The sequence below is a fragment of the Corallococcus caeni genome, from assembly GCF_036245865.1.
In the GTDB taxonomy this organism is placed as follows: Bacteria; Myxococcota; Myxococcia; order Myxococcales; family Myxococcaceae; genus Corallococcus; species Corallococcus caeni.
Window position 1 is genome coordinate 14,551 of record NZ_BTTW01000013.1, and the last position, 25,983, is coordinate 40,533.

Annotated in this window: 4 protein-coding genes; all 4 read right to left on the reverse strand. The window is 71.3% G+C overall.

Annotated features, from left to right (window positions below; all coding sequences use genetic code 11):
- Positions 1-9 precede the first annotated feature (9 nt).
- The 4 genes from AABA78_RS36520 to AABA78_RS36535 are packed head-to-tail and all read right to left on the reverse strand — an operon-like array spanning position 10 to position 25,968.
- Positions 10-7,059, reverse strand: coding sequence for an SDR family NAD(P)-dependent oxidoreductase (locus AABA78_RS36520; protein ID WP_338270098.1), 7,050 nt, complete (start codon positions 7,057-7,059; stop codon positions 10-12).
- Positions 7,060-7,062: 3 nt separating this feature from the next.
- Positions 7,063-13,185, reverse strand: a complete 6,123-nt coding sequence (locus tag AABA78_RS36525; protein ID WP_338270099.1) for a beta-ketoacyl synthase N-terminal-like domain-containing protein — start codon at positions 13,183-13,185, stop codon at positions 7,063-7,065.
- On the reverse strand, positions 13,178-25,222 hold the full coding sequence (locus tag AABA78_RS36530) for an SDR family NAD(P)-dependent oxidoreductase (RefSeq protein WP_338270100.1): 12,045 nt from the start codon (positions 25,220-25,222) through the stop codon (positions 13,178-13,180). The genes AABA78_RS36525 and AABA78_RS36530 overlap by 8 nt, the downstream gene beginning before the upstream one ends.
- 8 nt (positions 25,223-25,230) lie before the next feature.
- Positions 25,231-25,968, reverse strand: a complete 738-nt coding sequence (locus AABA78_RS36535; protein WP_338270101.1) for a polyketide synthase — start codon at positions 25,966-25,968, stop codon at positions 25,231-25,233.
- Positions 25,969-25,983 lie beyond the last annotated feature (15 nt).

A 25,983-nucleotide genomic window follows, 5' to 3' on the forward strand; every position in this document is an offset into this window, starting at 1 on the left:
TTGTTTTTTCTAGCGGTCCTGGAGCGCGGGCGTCCCCAGCACCTGTCCCAGCGCCGCGTCCAGCTCCGCTCCGGACAGGCCCTCCACATAGGCGCGGATGCGCTCCAGGTCGCCCTCCGGGGTGTCTCCCGGCGGGGGCGGCGGGGCCGGGGTTGGGGCCTCAGGCTGCTTCACCTGGACAGGGGCGGGCTCCGGGGCTTCTTCCTGGAACAGGGTGCGCACCCGCTCCGCGTGCTCCGTCATGAAGTACGTGGCCAGCATGTCGAGCGTCATGTTCTCGAAGAGCAGCGTGGCCGGCAGCTTCCCGAAGTCCTTCTCCAGCTGCTTGATGACCGACAGGTTCACCAGCGAGTCCACGCCGTAGGTCTCGAAGGTCGCCTGCGGATCGAAGCGCTCGGGCGCGATCTTCAGGAGCGTGGAGAACACGCCGGTGACGTGAGCCAGCGTCCGCGCGCGCAGGTCCAGGACCGGCGTGGGGGCCGGCTTCCGCTTCGTGGGGACGGGCTTCTCCCGGCGGGTGGGCTCGGGCGCGGGGGCCGTCCGGGCGGCGTGCACCACCTGCCCCGTGCTCCGGGCGATCACCACGTCCTGCCCTGCCCCCGTGGCGTGCGGGACGAAGGCGGCCTTCGCGAAGCCCGCCTGGCCCAGCAGCGCGGTCCACCCGGCGCCGTCGAGCAGCGGCGAGTGCTCGATGCGGCCCTCGCCCTCCTCGTAGAGCCACCAGCCCTGCGTCATGCCGAAGACGAGCGTCGTGAAGTCCCATACGCGGGTGAGCTCGTTGATGACCACCAGCCCTCCCCTGCGGAGCATGCGCTGGATGTGGCCCAGCGTGCGGCCCATGTTCCGGGTCGCGTGCAGCACGTTGGTGGCGAGCACCAGGTCCACGCTCCCGGGCTCGATGCCCTGCGCGCCGGGGTCCGCTTCGATGTTCAGGACCTTCGGCTCCAGGAAGGCGTGCGCCGTGCCGTACTTCTCCGCTCCGTACCGGACGAACCCCGCAGAGACGTCCGTGTAGACGTAGCGCACGTGCTGCCCCAGCTCCTGGAGCGCGGTCAGGACGTGCTCGCTGGTGCCTCCGGTTCCGGCTCCCACTTCGAGGATCCGGACGACGCTCGTCGGGGCTTCCGCCACCCGGGCCTGCACGTACGCGCGGATCGCGTTCGCCACCAGGCCGTTGAAGAAGTCCGCGATGGGGTTGCCCTTGTAGACGCGTTCGACCTTCTCCATGGACCCCTGCGGGAAGAGCACCGCGGTGGCCTCGCGGCGGCCGGTCAGCACGTCCGGGTAGGCGTCCAGACAGAGAGCCAGCAGGGAGATGAGGTGCCCCAGGTCGGGATGCGCGGTGAGCAGCCGCTGCTTCCACGTCTCCAGCCCGCTCGCGTCGGGTGCCTGGGAGGCTTCCGGCCTCACGTGGATGCCGGTGCCCTGGCGCTCGACGTAGCCGCCCCGCTCCAGCACGCCCATCAGCGCCTGCCAGAGGCGGGAGTGCTCCTCCACCACGCCGACCTTGCGGGCCTGCGCATGGAGGTCCCACTCCTCACCCGCGCTGCCCACGGCGCCCAGGCGCTTCAGCGCGCCCAGCAGCACCGCCCGGCCCCACTGTTCGACGTCGGCGTAGGCCGTGGCCGCGCCGCGCAGGTTCGACTCCGCCCGCCGGCCCCAGGTGCTTGCCTCCTCCAGCGCTCTTGCATCGAGCCTCTTCGCACCGGGCGCGTACACGTCCACGCTCCGGCTGAAGTCCACGCCCAGCCGCTCCAGGAGGGGCCGCGTGGCCTTGAAGAGCATGACCTGCGGCGTCGCTCCCGCGAGCACCGCCTCCATGCCGTCCATGCCCTCCGCGACCTCGATGGGCAGGATGCCTTGCTGGGCCAGCCGCTGCTGATGGTGCGCGTTGGCCACCGCGCCCACGCTGCCCCAGTAGCCCCAGTTCAGGACGAACGCGGGGAGGCCCTTCGCCTCACGCACCCACGCGCCAAACGCGTCCTGGAACGTGCTCCCCGCAGCGTAGTTCGCCTGCCCCGCGTTGCCCCAGATGGACTGGCCCGAGGAGAAGAAGACCGCGCACTCCAGCGGCTCTCCCTCCAGCGCCGCGTGCACCGCCACGCTCGCCTTCACCTTCGAGTCCAGCACCGAGCGCAGCACGTCCTCCGTCATGCGCTCGAGCGCGCAGTCGTGGAGGACCATCGCCAGGTGGAAGACGCCGTGCACGGTGCCGAAGCGCTGCTTCGCTTGCGCCACGACGCGCGCCGCTTCACCCGGCTTCGTCACGTCCGCCCGCACGTACTCCACTTCGGCTCCGGCGGCCTCCAGCCCCTTCAGCTTCTGCGCGAGTTCTCCTGCCGCCTCGCGCCGTCCCACGATGACCAGCCGCGCCGCGTACTTCCTCGCCAGCCACTCCCCCACCGCCAGCCCGATGCCTCCTCCTCCTCCCACCAGCAGGTACACGCCCCGCTGCCTCAGCGGCACCCGCCCCTGCTGCAGCCGCTTCACCGGCAGCAGCCGCCTCGCGTACCGGCGCCCCTGCCTCAGCGCCACGTCCGCTCCCTTGCCGTCCCCTTCCTCTCCCACCACGCCTTCCACCCACTGGCTCCGTGCGATGTCCTCGACACCCACGTCCACGTAGCTCACCCGCAGCGCCGGGTACTCATTCGCCACGGCCTTGGCGAAGCCCTGCACGCTCGCGCCCCAGGGACGCGGGCTCTCGCCCTCCACCACCCGGTGCGCTCCCACCGTCACCACCCTCAACTCCAAAGGCTTGAGCGCCCAGCCATGCGCGCTCAGCGCTTTCACCAGACTGAAGAGGGCCACCACACCCCGCTCCTGGCTGGCTTCCAGTGCAACTTCGTCCTCCACGCTGGCCGTGGGCTTCGCGTCCGCGCCTCCCAGGAAGTACAGCCGCGTCAGGCCTCCGGCCTCTTGCAGCCACTCCTGCGCTCCGGCTTCGTCACGCCGGTTCCACTCCCACTGGCCCGGGCCGTGCCGGTGCGTGCGCTCCGACAACTTCACCCGCACCACGCCCTCCGCCGCGTGCGCCTGCGCCAGGGCCTCTTCAAGCTCCGCACTGCCTTCGTGGCCTACCAGCACCACACGCGCGCCCGATACGTGGCCTGAAGTCCGCGTTTCTTCCGGCTTGGCGCTGCGTTCCTGCCGCACTGCTGACGCGCCCCTCTGTGTGGCTGGAGCCGGCTCCCACTTCGGCACGTACAGGAGTGCTTCGGCCTTGGCTGGCACTTCCGACGCGGACTCTCGCCACTCGCGCAGTGCCACTTCCTTCAGCTCGACGCAGGGTTCGCCATCGCGGTCCAACAGCGTGATGTCGTAGCGCAGCCCTCCCGATGACTGGACGTGGACGTAGACCTCCGGTGGCACAGGGCCGCGCACCGCGACCTCTTCCACCGCGAAGGGCACCGCGAGACCGTCGCTCGCCCTCAGCCCCAGGATGCTCTGCAACGCTCCATCCAGGACGCCGGGGGGCAGCGCCCAGCGGCCCCAGGCCTCTTGCTGCGCGGCGCTGGCTTCCAGGCGCGCGAGGACCTCTTCCTCACTGCTCCACAGCTCACGCACCGTCTGGAAGCCTTCGCCGTAGCGCAGACCCAGGGCCTCGAAACGCGCGTACACCTCGCTGGCTTCTAAATGACGGGCGCAACGGCCACGCACCTCGTCCAGCGACACCGCCGCGTCGTCGCTCTCCTCGAAGCCTTGGGCCAGGACTTCACCGCTCGCGTGCGTCGTCCACTCGGCGGCCCCGGGCTGCTGGCTTCGGACCTCGAACTCCAGCCGGTCCGCTTCGTCCTTGCGGAGCGTCAGCCGCACCTCGCGCCCTGCCCCGTCCACGACCAGCGGCTGTGACCAGCGCACCCGCCGCAGCGTGTACTTCCCGGGGCCCAGCGCCTGACGCGCCGCCGCGGTGGCCATCTCCAGGTAGGCCACTCCCGGCAACATGGCGCGGCCTCGGACCTGGTGCTCCGCGACCACCCAGGCGGAGTCTGACAGGCGCTGCTGGAAGACCAGCCCGCTGCCCAGGCTCGCCTCCGGCTTCAACCGCCCGAGCAGCGGATGCGGCCCCACCAGGCCTCCCTCCATCGCGGCGGCGTCCACCCAGTGCCGCTCGCGCGCGAAGGGATACGTGGGCAGCGACACGCGCCGGCAGGCCTCGTGCCCCGGCAGGCGCCAATCGATTGCCGCGCCTTCCACCCAGGCCTCCGCGAGACTCGACAGTCGTCCTCGCTGCTGCCAGCCCTCCAGCAGGCGCCGCGCGTCCTCGTCCGAGCTCAGCAGCGCGGACTTGCGGCCCGCGCCCCGATACAGCCCGTCCGCTGCACGACCCTCCAGGAAGGCCTCCAGCTTCGTGAGCAGCGCCGCCTTGCTGTCGGCCACGATGGCCAGGCGCTCCTCCATCGGCTCGCGTCCGACCTGGAGCGTGAAGGCCACGTCGCAGGGACGGACGCCTTCCGGCTCCATGCGCTCCCGCACGTAGCGGACCAGTCGCTCCGCGGCTTCCCGCAGCCGGTCCGGTCCCTTCGCGGACAGCGGGAACAACCACGGGCCTTCCGGCGCCTGTGCCCCGGTCTTCTCCTCGCGGAACTCCTCCAGCACCACGTGGGCGTTCGCGCCTCCCGCGCCGAAGGAGCTAACGGCCGCCCTTCTCGGGCCGTGTGCCTTCACAGGCCACGGGGCCAGTTCCTTCTGCACGACGAGGGGCGCGTCCGCGAAGCGGATGTTCGGATTCGCGGGCTCCGAATGGAGCGAGGGCACGAGCTGCCCGTGCTTCAACTGCAACAGGACCTTCGTCACCCCCGCGATGCCCGCCGCCGCCTCCAGGTGGCCGATGTTCGACTTCACGGAGCCCATGGGCACGCGCCCCTGATCCGCCGAGGGTGCTCCGAAGGCGCGCGTCAGCCCGGTGACTTCGATGGGGTCCCCGAGCGACGTCCCCGTGCCGTGCGCCTCCAGGTAGCCCAGTTCCCGCGCGTCGACCTTCGCACGGCGCAGCGCCTCGGCGATGACGTCGCCCTGGGCGTTCGGGTTGGGCACCGTGTAGCCATTCGTCTTGCCGCCGTGGTTGAGCGCCGAGCCCTTCACCAGCGCGTACACCCGGTCCCCGTCCGCGAGCGCCTTGCGCAGGGGCTTGAGCAGCACCGCGCCCACGCCCTCGCCGGGCACGTAGCCGTCGCCCCCTGCTCCGAACGAACGGCACCGTCCGTCGCTGGAGGCGAAGCGGCCCTGGCTCAGCAGCGTGTACTTGTGCGGATGGATGGACAGGTTCACCCCGCCCGCCACCGCCACGTCACACTCGCCCGAACGCAGGGACTGGCAGGCCAGGTGGATCGCCGTGAGCGACGACGAACAGGCCGTGTCCACCGCCAGGCTGGGGCCCTGGAAGTTGAAGAAGTAGGAGATGCGATTGGCGATGGACCAGTGCCCTGACTGCGCCCGCGAGGCCTGGCCCCGGAGCGCGGCCTCCACGCCCAGCCATTCGTACTGGCCGTACATCACTCCGACGAACACGCCCGTCCTGGGCGCCTTGGGGGCCAGGGTGCGCCGCGTGTAGCCCGCGTCCTCGAACAGCGACCAGACCGTCTGCAGGAAGAGGCGCTCCTGCGGATCCATCCCCTCCGCTTCCCGCGTGGATATGTTGAAGAAGAGCGCGTCGAACGCCGCCACGTCCGACAGGAAGCCGCCCCACTTCGAGTAGCTCCGGCCCTCCGCGTCCTTGTCCGCGTCGAAATAGGGCGGGTACTCCCAACGCCCCAGCGGGATCTCCGTGATGCAGTCTCGCCCCGCCTTCAGGTTGTCCCAGAAGGCCCAGAGGTCGTCCGCCATCGGATAGCGCCCGCTCACGCCCACGATGGCGATGGCATCCTCCATCGGGTCCGCGCGCTCCCACGCGGCCGGGCGCACATCGCGTTTGGCCTCTTGCACCGGGGCTGCCGGGGTCCGCGCCTCCGTGACGGCGGCGCCCACCAGCTCCTGCATCCGGGGGCCGTGCTGACGGACGAAGTACTCGGCCAGCTCGCGCGTGGTCTGGTACTCGAACAGCAGCGTCCGGGAGATGTCACCGAAGTGCTGCTGCAACGCCGTGTTGACTCCGACGATGACCAGGGAGTCCACGCCGTAGCGCTCGAGTGGCTCGGTCGGATCCAGCTGTTCGACGGGGACCTTCGTCTCCCGCGCGATCAACGTCTTCAGGAAGGACTCGGTGCGCGCCAGCAGGTCACTGGATCCGGCGGCGGGCTCCGGCTCCACGGGTGCACGCGGTGCGGGGGATTCCGCGCCGGGCAGCCCGAGGGTGCGGCCTGCCTTCTGCCGGTCTCCTTCCACGACCACGAACTGGGACAGCGGCGAAGCCAGCCCGTCCATGAACGCCTGGATGCCGGTGGCGGTGTCGATGGGGTTCAGCCCCATGACCTGCGTCATGTACTTCTCGGACGCGGCATCCAGCGTCATGCCGCCCTCGCGCCAGAACGGCCAGTTCAGCGACAGCGTCCTGCCGGTGCGCTCGCCCCGGGCGCGGAGCCGTTCACGGCGCTCCGCGAAGCGGTCCAGGAAGGCGTTCGCGTATGCGTAGTCCGCCTGCCCCACGTTGCCGATGACCGCCGACAGCGACGAGAAGAGGACGAAGAAGTCCAGCGGCTCGTCCTTCAGCGCCTCGTCGAGCGCCATCACGCCCTGTACCTTGGGGGCGAGCACGGCGCGCATGTCCTCGCGCGTCTTCTTGATCAGCAGCGCGTCGCGCAGCACGCCCGCGGAGTGGATGAGTCCGTGCAGGGGCCCGAACCGGGCCTTTGCCCGCTGGATCATGCCCTGGACCTGGGCCCGGTCCGACACGTCCGCGCGGAGGTACTCCGCCTCACCGCCCAGGCCTCGCAGGCGCTCCAGCAGCTCCGCCGTGCGCGCATCCGAGACGGAGCGGCCCACGAGCACCAGCCGCGCATGGACCTGCTTCGCCAGGAACCCGGCGAACAGCCGGCCGATGCCCGCGGCTCCGCCGGTGATGACATACGTCCCTCGCTCACGGAGCAGGGACTGCTGCGAGACACCGTTGCTCGTCACCGACATGGCTCAGCGCTTCTCCCGCAGCACGCCCAGGCTGCTCACGTAACGACGCCCTTCCCGGTACTGGATCTCCACGTCCTGCCCATCCACGCTGCCCAGCTCCCGTAGGAGGACCGCCAGACTCCGCGCGGCGGTCAGCGACGGACGCTCGGCGTCCGCGAGTTCCACGCTCCGGAGCGCGAGGGCCGGACTCTCCATCCTCGCGGTGCGCAGCAGCCCCGCCACGGCGGCGTGGAGCGGTTCGCTGCCGTCCCGCCCGGAGGCGTGGGCATGCAGGAGCTGGATCCGCTGCTTCGGCTTGCGGCTCGCCAACGCCCGGCAGAGCGACGCCACCGAGTAGAAGCCGAGGAGCAACTGCTGCTCCAGGTCCTCCGCGTCCGTGCCCACGGGAGGCTCGGACCAGAGGTGGAGGAGCCGCCCCGGGAGCCGTCCTTCGCCCAGCGCGTCCAGCAGCCGGTCGAAGTCCTCCTCGCGTCCTGGCGCCACCGTGAAGACGTCCCGCCCGATGCGCTCGAACCGCTCGCCGGGCCGCACGAAGAGGACCTCCGTGCCGTCCACGCCCAGGGCTTCCAGGTGCGTCCTCACCCGATCCACCGAGGCCGCATCCGGACCGAAGACGAGCAGCGGTCCCTTCGTGTCCGGGATGGCTTCGGGCGTCTGCGCGTGCGACAGCTCCCATCGCCGCTCGCAGTAGAACGGCGCCGCGGGCCGCGCGAGGCCTCGCTCCAGCGGCTTGACGGACAGGCCTCGCAGCCGCGCGACGTGACGGCCTTCCAGATCGAGGACCTGGAGGTGGAACGTCCGGAGGCCGTCGGCGGGCGGCGCCGCCACCTCCTCGGCGCGGACGTAGCAGTCGGGGGGCAGCGGGCCGAACAGCTCCAGTTCCTCCAGCGTCACGGGCACGTAGACGAACGCTCCGGGCCGGAGCAGGCCGGCGAGCGACTGGAACGCACCATCCATCAGCGCCGGGTGCAGCACGAAGTCCTGGCGGTGCTCCCTCAGCGAATCGGGCAGACGCAGCCGCGCGATGGATTCGTGATCACCGCACGCGAGCTCCTCGATGACTCTCAGGCTGGGGCCGTAGTCGGAACCTGACTGGCGGAGGGCCTCGTACCATGTGGTCCCGGGCTTCCGGTCATGGCACCTGCTCAGCACCGAAGCGACGTCGATGGGCGCGGGTGGCGCACGGTGCGTGCCGAGGAGCAACCGGCCTCGGGCGTGCTCGCGCGCGCCCTCCCCGTCCATGGTGACCTCGAAGTCCAGGCCGTCTTCTCCGCCACCGAATCGCAGCGAGACCTCTCGCGGTGCGTCGACCACCACCGGCCTGCGCCAGCTCACCTGACGCAGCCCCCGCACGGTCGCCGTGCCCAGCAGCTCCACGGCCGCCGCTCGCGCCAGCTCCAGCGACACCGCTCCCGGCAGCAGCCGCTGGCCCTGGATGACGTGGTCGCGCACGAAGAACTCATCCCCCGACAGCTTGTGGGTGAAGCGCGTTCCTTCCGCGCTGGAGGCGCGCGTTCCCAGCACGGCAGGCGGGGCGTGGGGGGTTCCGGCTTCGGCCCAGTAGCGGGTGCGGGCGAAGGGATAGGTCGGCAGGGGCACCCTTCGCGGTGGGGCCTCCGCGTACCAGCGGGACCAGTCCACTTCGGAGCCCAGGGCCCAGGCTTCGGCCAGGGGCGCGGCGTGGTGGTGCTTCAGGTGGCCTTCCAGGGCCGGGGCTTCCGCCTTCGCGCCCAGGGCCTTCAGTGCCTCCGCGCTTCGCTTGCGGTGGCCCTGGTACAGTCGGCCCGGCAGCGCCTGTCCGTGCAGGTAGGCGTCCAGTCCTTCGCGGGCCTCGCTCGCGTTTGATGCCACGAGCGCCAGCCGCTCGTCGTGGGCATCCCTTCCCACCTGCAGCGTGTAGAGCACCGACGCGAAGTCGTCCGGGGTGAGACCTTCGGACCTGACCACTGACACGGCCTGCGGACGCTTCCGGGCGATGCGTTCGACGAGCGCACCCAGTCCTTCCACGCCCACGAACTCCGAGGGCAGCAGGAAGACGTCCCACTTCTCCTCGATGCGCTCCACCAACCTTCCGATGACGTTGCGCTGGAGCAGCGCGCCGAGGATGGAGTCGTCCGCGAGGACCTCCGCCGCGTCCACGCCCAGCAACTCCGCGCACAGCGCCGCCACGTCCTCCCGCAGGCCTTCGGAAGACGCTCCAGCCCGTGGCACCGCCGAGCTTCCCAGCGCGTCGCGCAACAGCGTCGCGTAGGCCCGCAGCCGCTCCGGATCCCTCGCCGAGAGGACGAGCACTCCGGGTTCGCTCCGTCGCGCGGGTTCACGCTGGGGCGGCGGGAGGTATTCCTCCAGGACGACGTGCGCGTTCACGCCGCCGTAGCCGAACGAGTTCACACCCGCGCGCCGGGGCACGACGTTCCCCTTCGCGTCGCTCAGGCGCTGCCAGGGACGGGCTTCCCGGTTCAAGTAGAAGGGGCTGCCTTCCAGTTGGATGCGCGGGTTCACGTCGCGCACGTGGAGGGTGGCCGGGAGGACTCCGTGCCGGAGGGAGAGCAGCACCTTCACCAGGCTGGCCATGCCCGAGGCGGGCTCCAGGTGGCCGATGTTCGTCTTCACCGAACCGAGTCCGCAGTGCGGCTGCGTCGCGGGCGGATGATCCCAACGCCGATACAGCTCCGCGAACGCCTTCTTCAGCGCGTTAAGCTCGATGGGGTCTCCCAGCGCCGTCCCCGTGCCCATCGCTTCGACGTAGGTGACGGTGGCGGGATCGATCCGTGCCTCGGTGTAGGCCTCGACCATGGCCTCCGCCTGGGCCACGGGGTTCGGTGCCGTCAGCGACGTCGAACGGCCGCCGTGGTTGATGGCGACGCCACGGATGAGGCCATGGATGGTGTCGCCGTCCTTGCGCGCCTTCCGCAGCGGCTTGAGCACCACCACCGCGACGCCCTCTCCTCGCACGTAGCCGTTGGCGCTCGCGTCGAAGGTCTTGGAGCGTCCATCCGGGCTCAGCAGTCCGCCCTTGTCCGCGATGACGAACAGGTCCGGGTCGAGCATCACGTGGACGCCCCCCACCAGGGCCTGATCACATTCGCCTCGCCGCAGGGCCTGCACCGCGCGGTGCAGCGCGACGAGGGCGCTGGAGCAGGCCGTGTCCACCGCTTCGCTCGGGCCACGCAGGTTGAGCAGGTACGAGAGGCGGTTGGGCAGGATGGAGCGCGACGAGCCCGTCACCGACTGCGGCACGACGGGTGAGCCCTGGCGCGCGAGCACGCTCGGGTAGTCCGTGGCGGCCATGCCCACGAAGACGCCGGTCCTGGAGCCCCACAGCTCCGCGGTGCGGTGGCCGGAGTCCTCGATGGCCTTCCAGGCGGTCTCCAGGAAGAGGCGCTGCTGCGGATCCATGACCTCGGCCTCCTTGGGGGAGATGCCGAAGAACAGGGCGTCGAACCGGTCCACGTCGTCAATGAAGCCGCCCCACTTCACGCGCGTCTTGCCGGGCTCCTTCGCGGGGTCGCCGAAGTAGGCACGCCAGTCCCAGCGCTCGGCGGGGACCTCCGTCACCAGGTCATCGCCCGCGAGGAGGTGCTCCCAGAACGCGTCCACCTCCAGGGATTGTGGGAACCGGCCCGCCATCCCGACGATGGCGATGGGCTCATCCGTCGGCGCTTCGGTGGGCACCTGAGACAGGTCCGTGGCTTCGGCATCACGCGTGGGCTCAGCGCTGGCTTCCGCGATGGCAGCCTGAGGCTCGGGGAGTGTGTCACCGCGCAGGGCGGACTCCGGCAGCAGGCCGTGCAGGTGATCCGCGAACGACAGCAGCGTCGGGTGCTCGAAGAAGACGGTCGCGTCGAGCTCAACGCCGTAGACCCGCTTCAGGGTGCTTACCAGCTCCGTGAACAGGATGGAGTCGAAGCCGTAGACGCTCAGCGGCTTGCGAAGGTCCAGCTCACGCGGATCCAGCTTGAGGACCTCCGCCGCGAGCCGCGCCAGGTCCTTGCGCAGGCGCTCCCTTGAATCGTCCTTCGGGGCTGCTGCCGCCGGTGGGGCCTTCGCGGCGAGCACAGGCGCCGCGCTGCGCTCCGTCACGGGCTTCCCTGCGCTGGCGATGGGGCCACCCGGGGTACTCCCCGGCGTCGGCGACACGGAGTGCGCGGCACTCCCCGTCATCGGTGACGGATGCGGGCCGGGCAGGCCGTAGCGCTCGCCCTCGAACGGGTACGTGGGCAGGGACACGCGACGGCGTCCTCCACCATGATGGAGCGTCTCCCAGGGCAGCGCATAGCCCTGGAGGTAGAGGTCCTTCAGCGCGAGGAGCCCGTTGCGGCAGGCGGTCTCCGCGTCCGGCGCCAGCGCCGCGGTCTCCGCGAGCAGCGCCTCTCCGCGAGACTGCCGCGCGGCATCCCATGGGACCGGATTCGACTCCAGGTTGGCCGAGCCCGCTCCCTCCACCGCCTCGCCCCGGAGGACGGCCTGGAGCTGGGCCTTCAATTCGGCGGCATCGCGCGCGACCAGCGCGCAGCGGACGGGGAAGTGGCTGCGGCCCACCTGCAAGGTGTACGTGACGTCCTCGAGCGAGCGCTCCGACAACCCCTCCGGCAACCATGCCAGGAACCGCTCCAGCACCCGGCGCAGGCCGGAGTCCGTCTTCGCGGAGAAGAGGGCCAGGTGGACGGGCCACGGGCGGCCGTCCTTGCGCGCCGGGGCCTCCTCCAGCACCAGGTGCGCGTTGGTGCCGCTGAAGCCGAACGAGCTGATCGCCGCGCGCCGGGGCCGGCCTGCCTCCGCGGGCCAGTCCCGCGTCTCCGTGGGGACGTAGAACGGGGTCTGCGCGAAGTCGATGTGCCGGTTCGGCTTGTGGAAGTGCAGCGAGCGCGGGATGCGGCGGTGCTTCAGGCACAGCGCCGTCTTGATCACCCCGGCCACCCCCGCCGCCGCGATGGAGTGACCGATGTTCGTCTTCACCGCGCCGATGGCGCAGAACTGCTTGCGGTCCGTGAACCGCGAGAACGCGCCGCTGAGCGCCTGGATCTCGATGGGGTCTCCCAGCTTCGTCCCCGTGCCGTGGGCCTCCACGTAGCCGAGCGTCCCCGGGTCGATGCCGAAGCGCGTGTAGACCCCCGTCTCCAGCGCGAGCTGCGAAGGCGCGCTGGGCGCGGTGATGCCGTTGGTCTTCCCGTCCTGGTTGATGCCCGTGGCCTTGATGACCGCGTGGATGCTGTCGCCGTCCGCCAGCGCGTCCTCCAGCGGCTTGAGCACGACGACGCCCACGCCCTCCGCGGGGACGAAGCCGTTGGCCTCGTCGTCGAAGGTCTTGCAGCGCCCGTCCGTGGAGAGCATCCCCATCTTCGACGCCAGCACGTGCACGTCCGGCGTCATGAAGAGGGACACGCCCGCCGCCAGCGCCATGCGGACCGTGCCGCTCCAGAGGCTCTCGCAGGCCAGGTGGATGGCCACCAGCGACGCGGAGCAGGCGGTGTCCACCGTGAGGGCGGGGCCGCGCAGGTTCAGGAAGTACGCGATGCGGGCCGCGAGGATGGCGCCGGAGATGCCGCCCAGGGCGTAGCCCTCCGGCACCAGGTCGCGCTCGGCCATCGCCAGCCGGTAGTCGCTCCAGCCGAAGCCGACGTAGACGCCGCAGGAGCGCTCCGCCAGCCCCGTGTCCGAGTAGCCCGCGTCCTCCAGCGCCCGCCACGCCTCCTGGAGGAACAGCCGCTGCTGCGGGTCCATGAGCTGCGCTTCGCGCGGAGAGATGCCGAAGAACTCCCGGTCGAACCGGTCCACGTCCGACAGGAAGCCGCCCCGGTTGCACGTGCTGCGGCCGGGCACGCGCGGATCCGGATCGTAGAAGGCGTCGCCGTCCCAGCGGTCCTTCGGGATGGACGTGACCGAGTCCCGGCCTTCCAGCAGGTTCTCCCAGAACCGCTCGACGTCCGGAGCGCCGGGGAACTGGCCCGACATGCCGATGATGGCGATGTCGCGCGAGCCGGTCCCGCCGTGCGCCGCGACGGGGGCGACGGGCCGGGGGCCAGGCGCGGTCTCCTTGAGCAGGCGCATCGCCTCCTCGCGCGACAGCTCCCTGCGCGCCACCTTCTCCAGGATGTCCCTGCGACGGAGGGCTTCCCTATCCATGTCTGCGCTCCAGGAAGTCATCGACCTCGTCGATGGACACGTCGCCCGATTCGAGCGCCGCGAGCATCGAGAGCATTTCGTCCTCGCCATTCACGGGGGCCCGTGAGGGCGCGCTCCCGCGCAGCTCCAGGATGTGTCTGGCGAGCTGACGGACGGAGCCGTAGTTGAACAGGTCCGTGCTGCGCAGCGCGACGGACAGGGCCCGGTTGAGCTTGTCCGACAGGTCCACCGCGAGGATGGAGTCCACCCCCAGCTCCGCGAAGGGCAGCTCCGGGAGCAGCTCGTGCTCCGGGATGCGCAGCACCACCGCGGCCACCTGGATGATCTCCCGCTCCACCTGCCGGCGCTGCTCCTCGCTGGAGCCCGTCACGCGAGGCGTGGCGGCCGGAGGCTTCGGCACGGGCGCCGGAGGTGCCTCCGGACGCGGCGGCGCGGGAGGCTTCGGGGGCGCGGACACCACGGGAGCCGGCGGCTGCGCGGACACCATGGCGGGAGCGCCCACGCACCCGTCGCTGACTCCCAGCATCACGTGCTGGGCAAGGCCGTGCCCCAGCCCGCCGGGCTGTCCGCAGGCCACGAGCGGCCGGAAGCCCGTGTCCTGGAGCGCCGCGCTCCAACCCGGGATGCTCAGGAGGGGCGCGTCGGGGAGCCGGTCCGCCACGTCCTCGAAGAGCCACCAGCCCTTGAGGAAGCCGAACGTCAGCGTCGTGTACTCGGGGACATCCGTGAGCTCGCTGATGGCGAGCCAGCCGTGGTGCTTCATCAGCACCTTCACCTGCTCCAGCGTCCTGCGGATGTTCTTCGTCGCGTGGAGCACGTTGGTCCCCATCACGAGGTCGAAGGAGCCCGGCACCAGGCCCTGGGCCTCCGGGCGCTTCTCCACGTCGAGCACCTGGAAGGTGGCGAAGGGATACGCGGCGCCGAACTGCTTGCGGGCCGCGTTGACGAAGCCCAGGCCCACGTCGGTGAAGACGAACTCCACCGCGCCGACGTCCTTGAGCGCCTCCAGCACGAACGCCGTCGTGCTCCCCGTGCCGGCGCCCACCTCCAGGATGCGGACGGGCTCCTGGCTCCCGGAGCGGCGGCGCTCCTCCACGAACCAGCGGCACATGATGGCCACCAGGCGGTTGAAGTAGTCCGCGAGCGGGTGGCCCCGGTAGTAGGCCTCCACGAGCGCGCTGGAGGAGTCCGGGAACAGCACCTCCGTTGGCAGCAGCTCCCCGCGCAACACCTCATGGGCCCGGGACAGCGTCGCCCACATCAGGTCCAGGTGCGGCTTGAACTCCGGATGCGTGACGAGCAGGTGCTCCCGCCAGGCCTCCAGCTCGCGCGCGTCCGGTGACGTCTCCGCGCGGGGCGTGACGCGGATGAAGGTGCCACGGCGCTCCACGTAGCCGCCGCGCTCCAGCACGCCCAGCATCGCCTGCCAGAGGCGCGCGTGGTCCTCCACCACGCCCACCTGCCGCGCCCGTGTCTGGGCGTCCCACTCCTCGCCCGCGTGGACCACGGCGCCCAGACGCTTCAACGCGCCCAGAAGCATCGCGCGGCCCCAGGCCTCCACCTGGGCATAGGCGTCCTCGACACCGGGCAGCCGGCCACCGGCCCGCTGTTCCCAGACCGGCGCCTCCTGGAGCGCTCGGGCTTCGAGGCCAGGGGTCGCCGGTGCGTACACCTCCACGCTCCGGCTGAAGTCCACGCCCAGCCGCTCCAGCAGTGGGCGCGTGCCCTTGAAGATCATCATCTGCGGCGCCGCCCCCGCGAGCACCGCCTCCATGCCCTCCATGCCCTCGTGGGCTTCCATGGGCAGGATGCCCTGGTTCTCCAGCCGCCTGCGCAGCCCCTCGTCGGCCACGAGGCCCAGGCTTCCCCACGAGCCCCAGTTCAGCGCGAACGCGGGCACGTTCTTCACCTCGCGCAGCCACGCCGCGTAGGCGTCCTGAAACGTGCAGCCCGCCGAGTAATTCGACGCGCCCACGTTGCCCCAGAAGGACTGGCCCGAGGAGAAGAAGACCGCGCACTCCAGCGGCTCTCCCTCCAGCGCCGCGTGCACCGCCACGCTCGCCTTCACCTTCGAGTCCAGCACCGTGCGCAGCATGCCTTCCGTCATCCGCTCCAGGAGTTGGTCCTCGATCACCACGGCGAGGTGGAAGACGCCGTGCACGGTGCCGAAGCGCTGCTTCGCCTGCGCCACGACTCGCGCCGCTTCACCCGGCTTCGTCACGTCCGCCCGCACGTACTCCACTTCGGCTCCGGCGGCCTCCAGCCCCTTCAGCTTCTGCGCGAGGTCTCCCTCCGCTGCACGCCTTCCGACGATGACCAACCGCGCTGCGTACTTCCTCGCCAGCCACTCGCCCACCGCCAGCCCGATGCCTCCTCCTCCTCCCACCAGCAGGTACACGCCCCGCTGCCTCAGCGGCACCCGCCCTTGGTGCAATCGCTTCACTGGCAGCAGCCTGCGCACGTACCGGCGCGCCTGCCTCAGCGCCACGTCCGCTCCCTTGCCGTCCCCTTCCTCTCCCACCACGCCTTCCACCCACTGGCTCCGTGCGATGTCCTCGACACCCACGTCCACGTAGCTCACCCGCAGCGCCGGGTACTCGTTCGCCACCGCCTTGGCGAAGCCCTGCACGCTCGCGCCCCAGGGACGCGGGCTCTCGCCCTCCACCACCCGGTGCGCTCCCACCGTCACCACCCTCAACTCCAAAGGCTTGAGCGCCCAGCCGTGCACGCTCAGCGCCTTCACCAGACTGAAGAGGGCCACCACGCCCCGCTCCTGGCTGGCTTCCAGGGCGGCTTCGTCCTCCACGCGAGCCGTGAGCTTCGCGTCCACGGCTCCCAGGAAGTACAGCCGCGTCAGGCCTCCGGCCTCTTGCAGCCACTCCTGCGCTCCGGCCTCGTCGCGCCGGTTCCATTCCCACTGACCCGGGCCGTGGCGGTGCGTCCGCTCCGACAACCGCACCCGCACCACACCCTCCGCCGCGTGCGCCTGGGCCATTGCCTCTTCCAGCTCGGCGCTGCCTTCGTGGCCCACCAGCACCACTCGCGCGCCTTGCGTCGCGGCGTTCCATTCACGGGCTCTCACCGGTGCAGGTGCGGGTTCCCACCTGGGCGCGTACAGCAGCGCTTCGGCCTTCACGGACGGCTCGGGCTTCGCGGCGGCTTGCGGCTTCGTGTCGCGCCACTCCCGCAGCGTCACCTCGTTCAGCTCGACGCAGACCTCTCCCTTCGCGTCGAGAATCGCGACGTCGTAGCGCAGGCGTCCGAGCTGCTTGATGGCGGCGAAGGCCTCGGTCGGGACGGCGCGGCGGAGCACGACCTCCTCCACCGCGAAGGGCATCACCGTGGTCCCGGGCGCCTGCTCCACCACGCCGAGGACGCTCTGCATCGCGCCGTCCAGCATGCCGGGCGGCAGGCCCCACTGGTTCCACTCCTCCCGCTGCTTCCCGCTCACCGCCAGATGCGACAGGGCCTCCGTCGCGCCGCAACGGACCTCCCTCACGCTCCGGAAGCTCTCGCCGTAACGCAGGCCGATTCCCTCGTAGCGCTGGTACAGCTCCGGCGCGTCGAGCCGCCGCTCACACCGCGCCCGCAGCTCCTCCAACGACACGTGCGCGCCCACCTCGGGCTGCGAGCCCGTGTGGACTTCTCCCTGCGCGTGGGTCGTCCAGCCATCGCCTTCGGTCCCCTGGCTCTGCACCAGGAAGTCCAGCCGGCCGGACTCGCCCCGGCGCAGCGTCAGGCGGACGTCGCGCCCCGCGCCTTCCACCGCCAGCTTCTGCAACCACACCACGCGGCGCAGCGTGTACTGCCCGGGCCCGAGTGCCTGGCGCGCCGCTTCGTGCGCCATCTCCAGATACGCGACGCCGGGAAGGATGGCGTGTCCCCGCACCCGGTGCTCCGCCACCACCCAGGCCTCCTCGGGAAGGCGCCGCGTGAAGACGAGCCCCGTGTCCAGCGTGCCTCCCGCCTCCACGGCTCCGAGCAACAGGTGCGCGTCGCGCGCGGGCTCGCCAATCCAGTGGCGCGTCCGGGCGAAGGGATACGTCGGCAGCGATACGCGACGGCGCTCACGACCCGCGAACAGGCGCGTGCCCTCCACGGAGCCGCCCTTCAACCACGCCGTGGCGAGCGCGTGGAGCTGCTCCGCGAAGCGCGCTCCCGAGGCGCGTGCCTCCCGCCAGCGCGCCTCGTCCGCCGCCGCGTCCATCGGCGGACGCGAGGTGACGTTGGCCACCTCCGCGAACCATGTCCCTCGCGCGCCCGTCGGCTGCCGCAGGGCCTCCCGCAGCTGCTCGCGCAGTTCGGCGACGTTCCGGACGATAAAGGCGGCCCGCACCGCGAAGTGGCGGCGGCCCAGGAGCAACGTGTGGCTGACGTCCTCCAGCGAGGCCACCGCGCCCTCCGCCTCCAGCCATCCATCCAGGTCCCGCATCCGGCGCAGGAGGGCTTCCTCCGTCCGGCCCGACAGGACGATGAGGGCGTGGGAGTCCGGCACCTCTCCCGTGGCACGGGCCTCGACGGGCGCCTCCTCCAGCACGAGGTGGGCGTTGGTGCCGCTGAATCCGAACGAGCTGAGCGCCGCCCTGCGCGGACGGCCTTCCTGGCGCGGCCACGGCTGGAGCTGGCGGACGACGTAGAAGGGGCTCGACTGGAAGTCGATGTGCTCGTTCTCGCGCTCCAGCCCGAGGCTTGGCGGCAGCGAGCCGTGCTCCAATGACAGGAGCAGCTTGATCAGCCCGGTGACACCAGCCGCCGCGGCCGTGTGGCCCACGTTCGTCTTCACCGAACCCAGGCCGCAGAAGCGCGTGCGGTCCGTGGATGCTCGGAAGGCGTTCGTCAGGGCCTGCACTTCGATGGGGTCTCCCAGCCGGGTGCCCGTGCCGTGCGCTTCCACGTAGCTGATGGTTTCGGGGTGCACGCCGGCCCGTTCGTAGACGGAGCGCTCCAGTTCCTCCTGCGACAGGGCGCTGGGCGCGGTCAGGCCGTTCGTCTTGCCGTCCTGGTTGACGCCCGTGCCCTTGATGACGCCGTAGATGTGGTCGCGGTCGCGCAGGGCCGCCGCCAGCGGCTTGAGGACGACCGCCGCCGCGGCTTCTCCGGGGACGAAGCCGTCCGCGCCGTCGTCGAACGTGCGGCACTGGCCGCGCGGGGACAGCATGCCGGCGTTGCTGGTCTTGATGTAGAACGACGGCGTCACGGCGATGAAGACGCCGCCCGCCACCGCCATCTCACAGTCGCCCGCGAGCAGGCTCCGGCATGCGAGGTGGATGGCCGTGAGCGAGGAGGAGCAGGCGGTGTCGAGCGAGATGCTCGGGCCCTTCAGGTTGAGGAAGTAGGACAGCCGCGCGGGGATGACGGAGCAGTCGTTGCCCGCCAGCGCCTGCGCTTCGGTCTGCACTCCGGCCTGCTGGAGGTTGAGGGTGTAGTCGCCCGCGTTCACTCCGGCGAAGACGCCCACGCGCAGCCGGGAGGCTTCGTCGGTGGCGTAGCCGGCGTCTTCCAGCGCGCTCCAGCACTCCTCCAGGAACACGCGCTGCTGCGGTTCGGCCAACTCGGCTTCTCGGCCGGTGATGCCGAAGAAGCGCGCGTCGAACTTGTCGATGTCGGTGAGGAAGCCGCCCCACTTGCAGTGGGTCTTGTCGCGCTTCATCGGATCCGGATCGTAGTGCCGGGTCCAGTCCCAGCGGCTCGCGGGGACCTCGGTGATGGCGCTGCGGCCGGACTCCAGCAGCTTCCAGAAGGCACGCGCGTTCGGGGCTCCCGGGAAGCGGCCCGCGAGCCCGATGACGGCGATGTCCGACGACGCCACGGGTGAGGGCTCGGGCGTCGGGAGGTGGGCCTCTAAGACCTGGCGGTCCGCGAGCGCGACCTCGGGAGGCGCGGCCTGCGGCGGCGGCGCCTTCGCGGCGAAGGCCTTCTCCACGGCGCCTGCGTGGGTCTTCAGGAGGAAGTCCCGGAGGCGGAAGACGTTCGGGTAGTCGAAGAGGGTCGTCGTGCGCAGGGACAGGCCCAGGGTCCGGTTGAGGCTGTTGACCAGACCGATGCCCATGATGGAGTTGATCCCGTACTCCGCGAACTGCTGCTCGCGGTCGATGCGGTCCTCCGGCATCCCGAGGATCTCCGCGACGAGGCGCACGATTTCACCCTCGACCGCCCGGCCCAGGTCCACCGGGGGCTGCGCCGCCACGGGCCGGGGCGAAGACGCCGCTGGGGGGCGCGCCGACGCCGTGCTTGCCGGCGCGGTTGCACCAGGTTTCCCGTAGGCGGGCGCCGACGCCGTTCTCGGAGCCTCGACTGCGGGGGGCGCGAACGCAGGCATCGTCGTTGGCGCGAACCCCGACGGCGTTGCCATCGTCGCGGGTGCGAACGCCGAGGTCGGCGGCACTGGCGCGTACGCGGGCGGTGACGCCACCGTCGCTGGCGCGAACACGGGCGCGGGGCCGTGGCCCGAGGGGCGTTCGAACGCCGGAGGTGTCACCTGCCCAGCGCGCGGTGGCGCTGCTTCCGGGGCCATGCCGGCCTGTGCCAGTGGCGACGGGACGTAGGTCCGGGCCACCTTCGGCGCATCCAGCCAGTAGCGCTCCTGCGCGAACGGGTACGTCGGCAGCGGCATGCGCCGGCAGCCCTCGCCCTGCGGGAGGACCGCCCAGTCGATGCCCGCCCCTCCGACCCACAGCTCGGCGAGCCGGGGCAGCTTCCCCTTGCGTGCCCAGCTTCTCAGCATCACCTGCGCGTCCTCGTCGTCGCTCAGGAGAGTGTTGCGGCGGCCCGCGCCCTTCGCGCTGCCCACGAAGGTCTCCCCGTCCTGACGCCCCGACAGGAACGCGCGCAGCCTCTGGAGCAGCTCCGCGGCGCTCCCCGCCACGATGGCCAGCCGCTCCTCCATCTCCTCACGGCCGACCTGCAACGTGTACGCAATGTCCGCGAGCGGAAGCTCCGCCACCGGGCCCTGCGCCGCCTGCGCGGCCGCGCGGCCCACGCCCCGCGCCTCCAGCGCCTGGACCAGGGGCTTCAACGACAGGCTTCCACTCAGCACCGACGAGGACAGCTCCACGTCGCAGGCCTCGTTCACCCGACCCAGCAGCTCCGCCACCCCCGCGGGCCCCAGCGCCGTCGCGCCCCAGTCCTCCTCGCGGCGCAGCTCGTCCACGGCAATCCCGAGCACCGCGGACGCAGCGGACAGCACGATGTCCTCCGCGCTCCCCTTCACCGCGCCAGTGCCTGCCGGGGCAATGCCCAGGCGCTCCTCGATGAATCGGATCAACTGCGCCGCTTGGTCCTTCAGCCGGTCCGCGCTCCGGGCGGACAGGGGGAAGAGCCAGGGGCCGGACGACGACGCGACGCCCTGGGGCCGGGCCGTCACGTACTCCTCGAGCGCCACATGGGCATTGGCGCCTCCGAAGCCGAAGGAGCTCACGCCCGCGCGCCGGGGAATCATCCGTCCCTCGGCGTCCGTCAGGCGCGTCCAGGGCTGCGTCTTGTGGACGATGTAGAAGGGGCTGCCCTCCAGCCGGACCAGCGGGTTGAGCTTCTGGACGTGGAGGCTCGCCGGCAGCTCGCCGTGGCGCATGGCCATCAGCACCTTCACCACGCCCGCGAGGCCCGCGGCCGACTCCAGGTGCCCGACGTTCGTCTTGATGGACCCGATGCCGCAGTAGTTCGCCTGCTTCAGCGCCCGGCCGCGCCGCCGCGCGAGCTGGGTGAAGGCCGCCTTCAGGCCCTCCACCTCCACGGGGTCTCCCAGCTCGGTGCCCGTGCCGTGCGCTTCCATGTACGTGACGGTCTCCGGCTCGAAGCCCGCGTCGTCCAGCGACCCGAGGATGAGCTCCGCCTGGGCCTTCGGGTTCGGCGCGGTCAGCGAGTTGGCCCGGCCGCCGTGGTTCTGCCGGGAGCCTCGGACGACCGCGTGGATGGGATCCGCGTCCGCCTCCGCCTGATCCAACCGCTTGAGCACCACCACCACCGAGCCCTCACCGCGCACGTAGCCGTTCGCCGACGCGTCGAAGGTCTTGCAGCGCCCGTCGCGGGAGAGGATGCCCACCTGCGCGAGGTTCTGCGTCACCTCCGGCAGGGCCAGCACGTTGACGCCTCCGGCGATGGCGATGTCGCACTCACCGGACCGCAGCGACTGCACCGCGCGGTGGAGCGCGACGACGCTGCTCGCGCAGGCGGCGTTGTGGACCTCGCTGGGGCCCCGGAAGTTGAAGAAGTAGGAGATGCGGTTGGCCAGCATCGTCAGGGCGTTGCCGGTCTCCACCTGCGCGTGCAGGAGGCCGTGATGCGACAGGCGGTGGTGGTAGTCCTGCGACCACACGCCCATGAAGACGCCGACGTTGCGCCCCGACAGCTTCGAGGGCGGCAGCCCCGCGTCCTCCAGCGCCTTCCAGGTGCTCTGCAGCAGCATGCGCTGCTGCGGGTCCATCAGCTCCGCCTCGCGCGGGGAGGCACCGAAGAACGACGCGTCGAAGCAGTCGAACCCGGGCGCGAATCCGCCCCAGCGCAGGTAGGTGCCGTCCTCCTCGCCCCACGCCTTCCAGTCCCACCGGTTCGTGGGCGCTTCGGAGATGAGGTGCTCCCCCGCGCGCAGGCTGCGCCAGAGCTCGTCCACGTCCCGGGCGCCGGGGAACACACCGGACATCCCGATGATCGCGACGCCCCGCTCCGTGCCCATGTCCCGCTGGAGTCCACGGGCCTCGGGAGCCGTAGCCGTCGTACGCGGAGCTTCCGTAGCGACCATCGCGGCGGCCAGGGGCGCCGCGTGTGTTGAAGGCCCGGGTGCTGCGGCAGACGCCGGTGCTCCGGCGGAGGCAGGCGCTGCGACAGCCGTGGGTGCTTCCGCAGGGGCTGCGCCAGACGCGGGTGCTGTGGCGGGCGTGACGTTCGCGGGAGCCTGGGCCCGCGCGAGCTCCTCGCCGTACTGCTCCCAGAGGTGCTCCGCGATGCTCGCGATGGTCGGGTGCGAGAAGAACAGGGACGGGTTGAAGTCCACCTTGAACTGACGCTCGATGCGGGCGGCGAAGTCCTTGAGCCCCAGCGAGTCGAAGCCCACGTCCCCCAGGCTGTCGTGCGCCCCGAGGGCTCCCGCGTCGACGCGGAGGATCTCCGTGCCGGCGGCCAACAGCTCCGCCTCCACCTTCCGGGTGAAGGCCCGCGCGTCAATCGCCGGAGCGCGAGGTGCCGGAAGCGACGGCGCGGCGGATGCGACCTGCTGGGCAGGAGGAGGCGAGGACTTCGACACGGCGGGCACCTCTCCCTGGGCAGGCACGGAAGACTTCGGAGCGGCAGCGTTCACGGACACCCGGCCCTCGCGCTCGGCGCGCAGCGGCGAGTCTTCAATCCAGTGCCGGCGACGCACGAACGGGTACAGCGGGAGGGCGACCTTCGCGTAGGCGCCGTCCGGATAGAGCGCGTCCCAGCGCACGTCCACGCCCCGGAGCCACAGCTTCAGGGCCGTGTCCCAGAAGCTGTCATCCAGGGTGCGCGCCTGGGCGGGCAGCACGGTGAGTTCCGCCGGACGCGCCAGGGTCGTCTCCCCCAGCGCGAGGCACGCGAAGTCCTCTCCTGCATCGGGCGCCTGCTGGAGCGCCTGCGCGCGACCCAGCCATTGCGCGAAGTCCCCCGCCTCGTGCAGCCGCCCGCTGCGTCCCTCCAGCAGCGGGCACACCGCCCCCGGCCGCAGCCGGCGCTGACGCGCGTGCGCCAGCGTGGCGATGCGCTCGAAGTCCGGCTGCTCCACCGCGAGCAACTCCACCAGCTCCCTGCGAGGAATCACCTCGCCGGACACCAGCTCCAGCAGCTCCCGCAGGACGGGGTCCAGCCGCTCCAGCGCGGTGTCCAGCTCCCACTTCTGCTGGAGCGACCGCAGCAGCACCGCGCTCACGAACGCGAACAGCAGCCGCTGGTGCCGGTCCTCGACGTCCTTCAGCGGATGGGTGCCATCCAGCAGTGAGGTGAGCCCCGCGTGCAGCCCGCCCAGGGCGGGAGCCCACTCGGCCGCGAGCTTGCGGAAGGAGTGCTGCTTGCGGATGAGCAGCCGCGCGCTCTCCACCCACGGCACGAGCGTGTCCCCCACGCCATGGGCCCGCGCCACCAGGTCGCGCAGGTAGTCCGCGTCCAGCGCGTACCGCATCCACACCCCGCCGCCCACGGGATCGACGAAGGGCACCGATGGCCGCGACAGCTCCACCGCGCCCGGCGACAGCTCTCCGCGCAGCACGCGCAGCGCGTCCGTCAGCCGCACGACCCCGCTGACGACCAGGGCCGGCCACACGCCATCGCCGTGGCCCGTGATGCGCTCGGGAACGAAGCCCGTGGCCAGCAGCCCGGCGACGTAGGCATGGGCCGCCACGAAACCGCCCTCCGGCGTCGCCAGCGCCTCCGCCTGCTGCGCCTCCTCCACCCACCGCCGCAGCGCTCCCCCCGGCACGAGCCGCGAGGCCGCCCCCTGCCCTCCCACGCCGGACCCCACCCGCAGCAACCAGGACCGCGGCCCATGGCGCTCCGCCTGAGGGGCCTGCGCCAGGAACCGGCGGACGCCGTCCCGCGCCTCCACGACGACGCCCAGCCGGTACGGCAGCGACTGCCGTCCCCGCGCGAGCGTCCCGCACACGTCCTCCAGCCGCTGCCCGTCGAAGTCCTTCCCCGACGCGAACGTGCTCCACGCCTCCACCAGATGGGAGAGGCTGACCGCGGAGTTCGCCGACAGCGTGAAGACCTGGGGGCCCTGCTCGGCCTGTTCACGGTGCGCGGTGTCCGGCGGCGCGGCCTCCACCAGCACCTGTGCGTTCACGCCGCCGAAGCCGAAGCAGGTCATGCCCGCGCGCAGCGGGACGTCCTCCCGGACGCTCTTCCACGGCGCCGAGGCCCGCGCGAACTGGAACGGGCTGGCGTCGAAGTCCACCAGCGGGTTCACCGTCTTCACGTCGATGCTGGGCGCGATCCATCGGTGCCTCAGCATCAGCAAAATCTTGATGAGGCTCGCCACGCCCGACGCGGGCTCCAGGTGGCCGACGTTCGGCTTCACCGACCCCAGCTGGCAGAAGTTGCGCGCCTGCGTGTGCTTGCGGAACGCCTGTGTGAGGCCCTCGAACTCGATGGGGTCTCCCAGCGACGTGCCCGTCCCGTGGGACTCCATGTAGCTCACGGTGTCCAGGCCGAAGCCCGCGTCCTCGCTGGCGGCCAGCGTCACGTCACGCAGGGCCGGCATGCTGGGCGCGGTGAGGCCGCGGCCGTGCCCGTTGTGGTTCACCGCCGTGCCCCGCACGAGCGCGAGGACCCGGTTGTGCTCGGCCCGCGCGTCGCTCAGCCGCTGGAGCAGCACCAGCCCGATGCCCTCGCCGGGCGCGTAGCCGTCCGCGTCCACGTCGTACGTCTTGCTCTTGCCCTCCGGGCTGAACAGCCGGAGCTGTTCGAAGGCGTCGAACTTCCACGGGTGGAGGTTCAGGCTGGCGCCGCCCACGAGCGCGTAGTCGCACTCGCCGCGCAGCAGCGCATCCTTCGCCTCGTGCAGCGCGACGAGCGACGAGGTGCAGGCGGCCTCCACTGCCATGCTGGGCCCCCGGAAGCCGAACACGTACGAGACGCGGTTCGCCACGATGCACGCGAAGCCGCCCGTGGACGCGTAGCGGCTCGCCGTGACGCCCGCCATCCCCAGCTCCTGGAGATAGTCGCTGCTCATGGTGCCGATGAAGACGCCCGTCTTCTTCTCGCGCAGCCGCTCCAACGGCACGGCCGCGTCCTCGAAGCAGTGCCAGGCCTCCTCCAGCACCAGGCGCTGCTGGGGGTCCATGTTGTCGGCCTCCGCGGGCGAGATGCCGAAGGCGGCGGCGTCGAACGAGTCCACGTGCTCCACGAGCCCGCTCCACTGGCCCTGGCTCGACGGCTTCGTCACCCAGCGCTCGCGCGGCAGGGGCTGGATGGAGCTCACCCCCGCGACGAGGTTGTGCCAATAGGCCTCGACGTCCTTCGCCCCCGGGAACCGGCAGGCCATCCCGATGATGGCGATCGACTCCCCTGGCACACCAGACTTGCTGCGCATGCTGCCTCCTAGAACCAACCTTCGATGCGCTCCCGGACCTCGGGGAGGGTGAACGTCGTCTCCTGCATCCGAAGCTCCGCGTCGACGGCGTCCGCCAGCTCCGCGCGCAGCCGCGCCGTCAGCCGCTGCTTCAACAGCTTGAGGGACACGAGCGGCTTGTCCGCCAGCTCCTCCGCCTTGGCCATCGCCACCGCGAGCACGTCCTTGCGCGGGACGATGTGCATGGGCGCGCCGCGCTCCTTGAGCTGGGCGCCGGTGTAGTTGGACGCCGTGAAGAGCATCTCGCTGGCGAGCACGTCGCCGAACTTCCGGGGGATGACGCAGGTGGCGCCGAACCCCGGCGTGAAGCCGTACCGCATGAAGTTCGTGCAGTAGATGGCCTCCAGCGCCATCACGATGACGTCCGCGGTGCAGCCGAACACCAGCCCGCCACCAATGCCGTGCCCCTGCATGGCCGACACGACAGGCAGCTCGCACCGCAAGAGCAGGTCGTAGAAGGCCATGTCGGTGAACCGCATCCGGCCCTCGTTCATCGCGAGCAGCTCTTCCTTGTTCCCGCCGCAGCAGAAGTAGGTGTCGTAGCCCGTGAGCACGACGACCTTCAGGTCCGGCCGCCGCGCCACCTGCGCGAACGCCCCCTGGAGCCCCTCCACCAGCGCTCGGGAGAAGGTGTTCTTCTGGGCGCGCTCCTCCATGCGCACCACCGCGATGCTCCCCTCCACCGTCAGCTTCACCACGTCGTCCATCACACGCCCCCTTTC

What these genes read in the sequence shown, in the direction of transcription:
- AABA78_RS36535 (WP_338270101.1), bottom strand. Translation starts at nt 25,968, where the DNA reads ATGGACGACGTGGTGAAGCTGACGGTGGAGGGGAGCATCGCGGTGGTG.
- AABA78_RS36530 (WP_338270100.1), bottom strand. Translation starts at nt 25,222, where the DNA reads ATGCGCAGCAAGTCTGGTGTGCCAGGGGAGTCGATCGCCATCATCGGG.
- AABA78_RS36520 (WP_338270098.1), bottom strand. Translation starts at nt 7,059, where the DNA reads ATGTCGGTGACGAGCAACGGTGTCTCGCAGCAGTCCCTGCTCCGTGAG.
- AABA78_RS36525 (WP_338270099.1), bottom strand. Translation starts at nt 13,185, where the DNA reads ATGGATAGGGAAGCCCTCCGTCGCAGGGACATCCTGGAGAAGGTGGCG.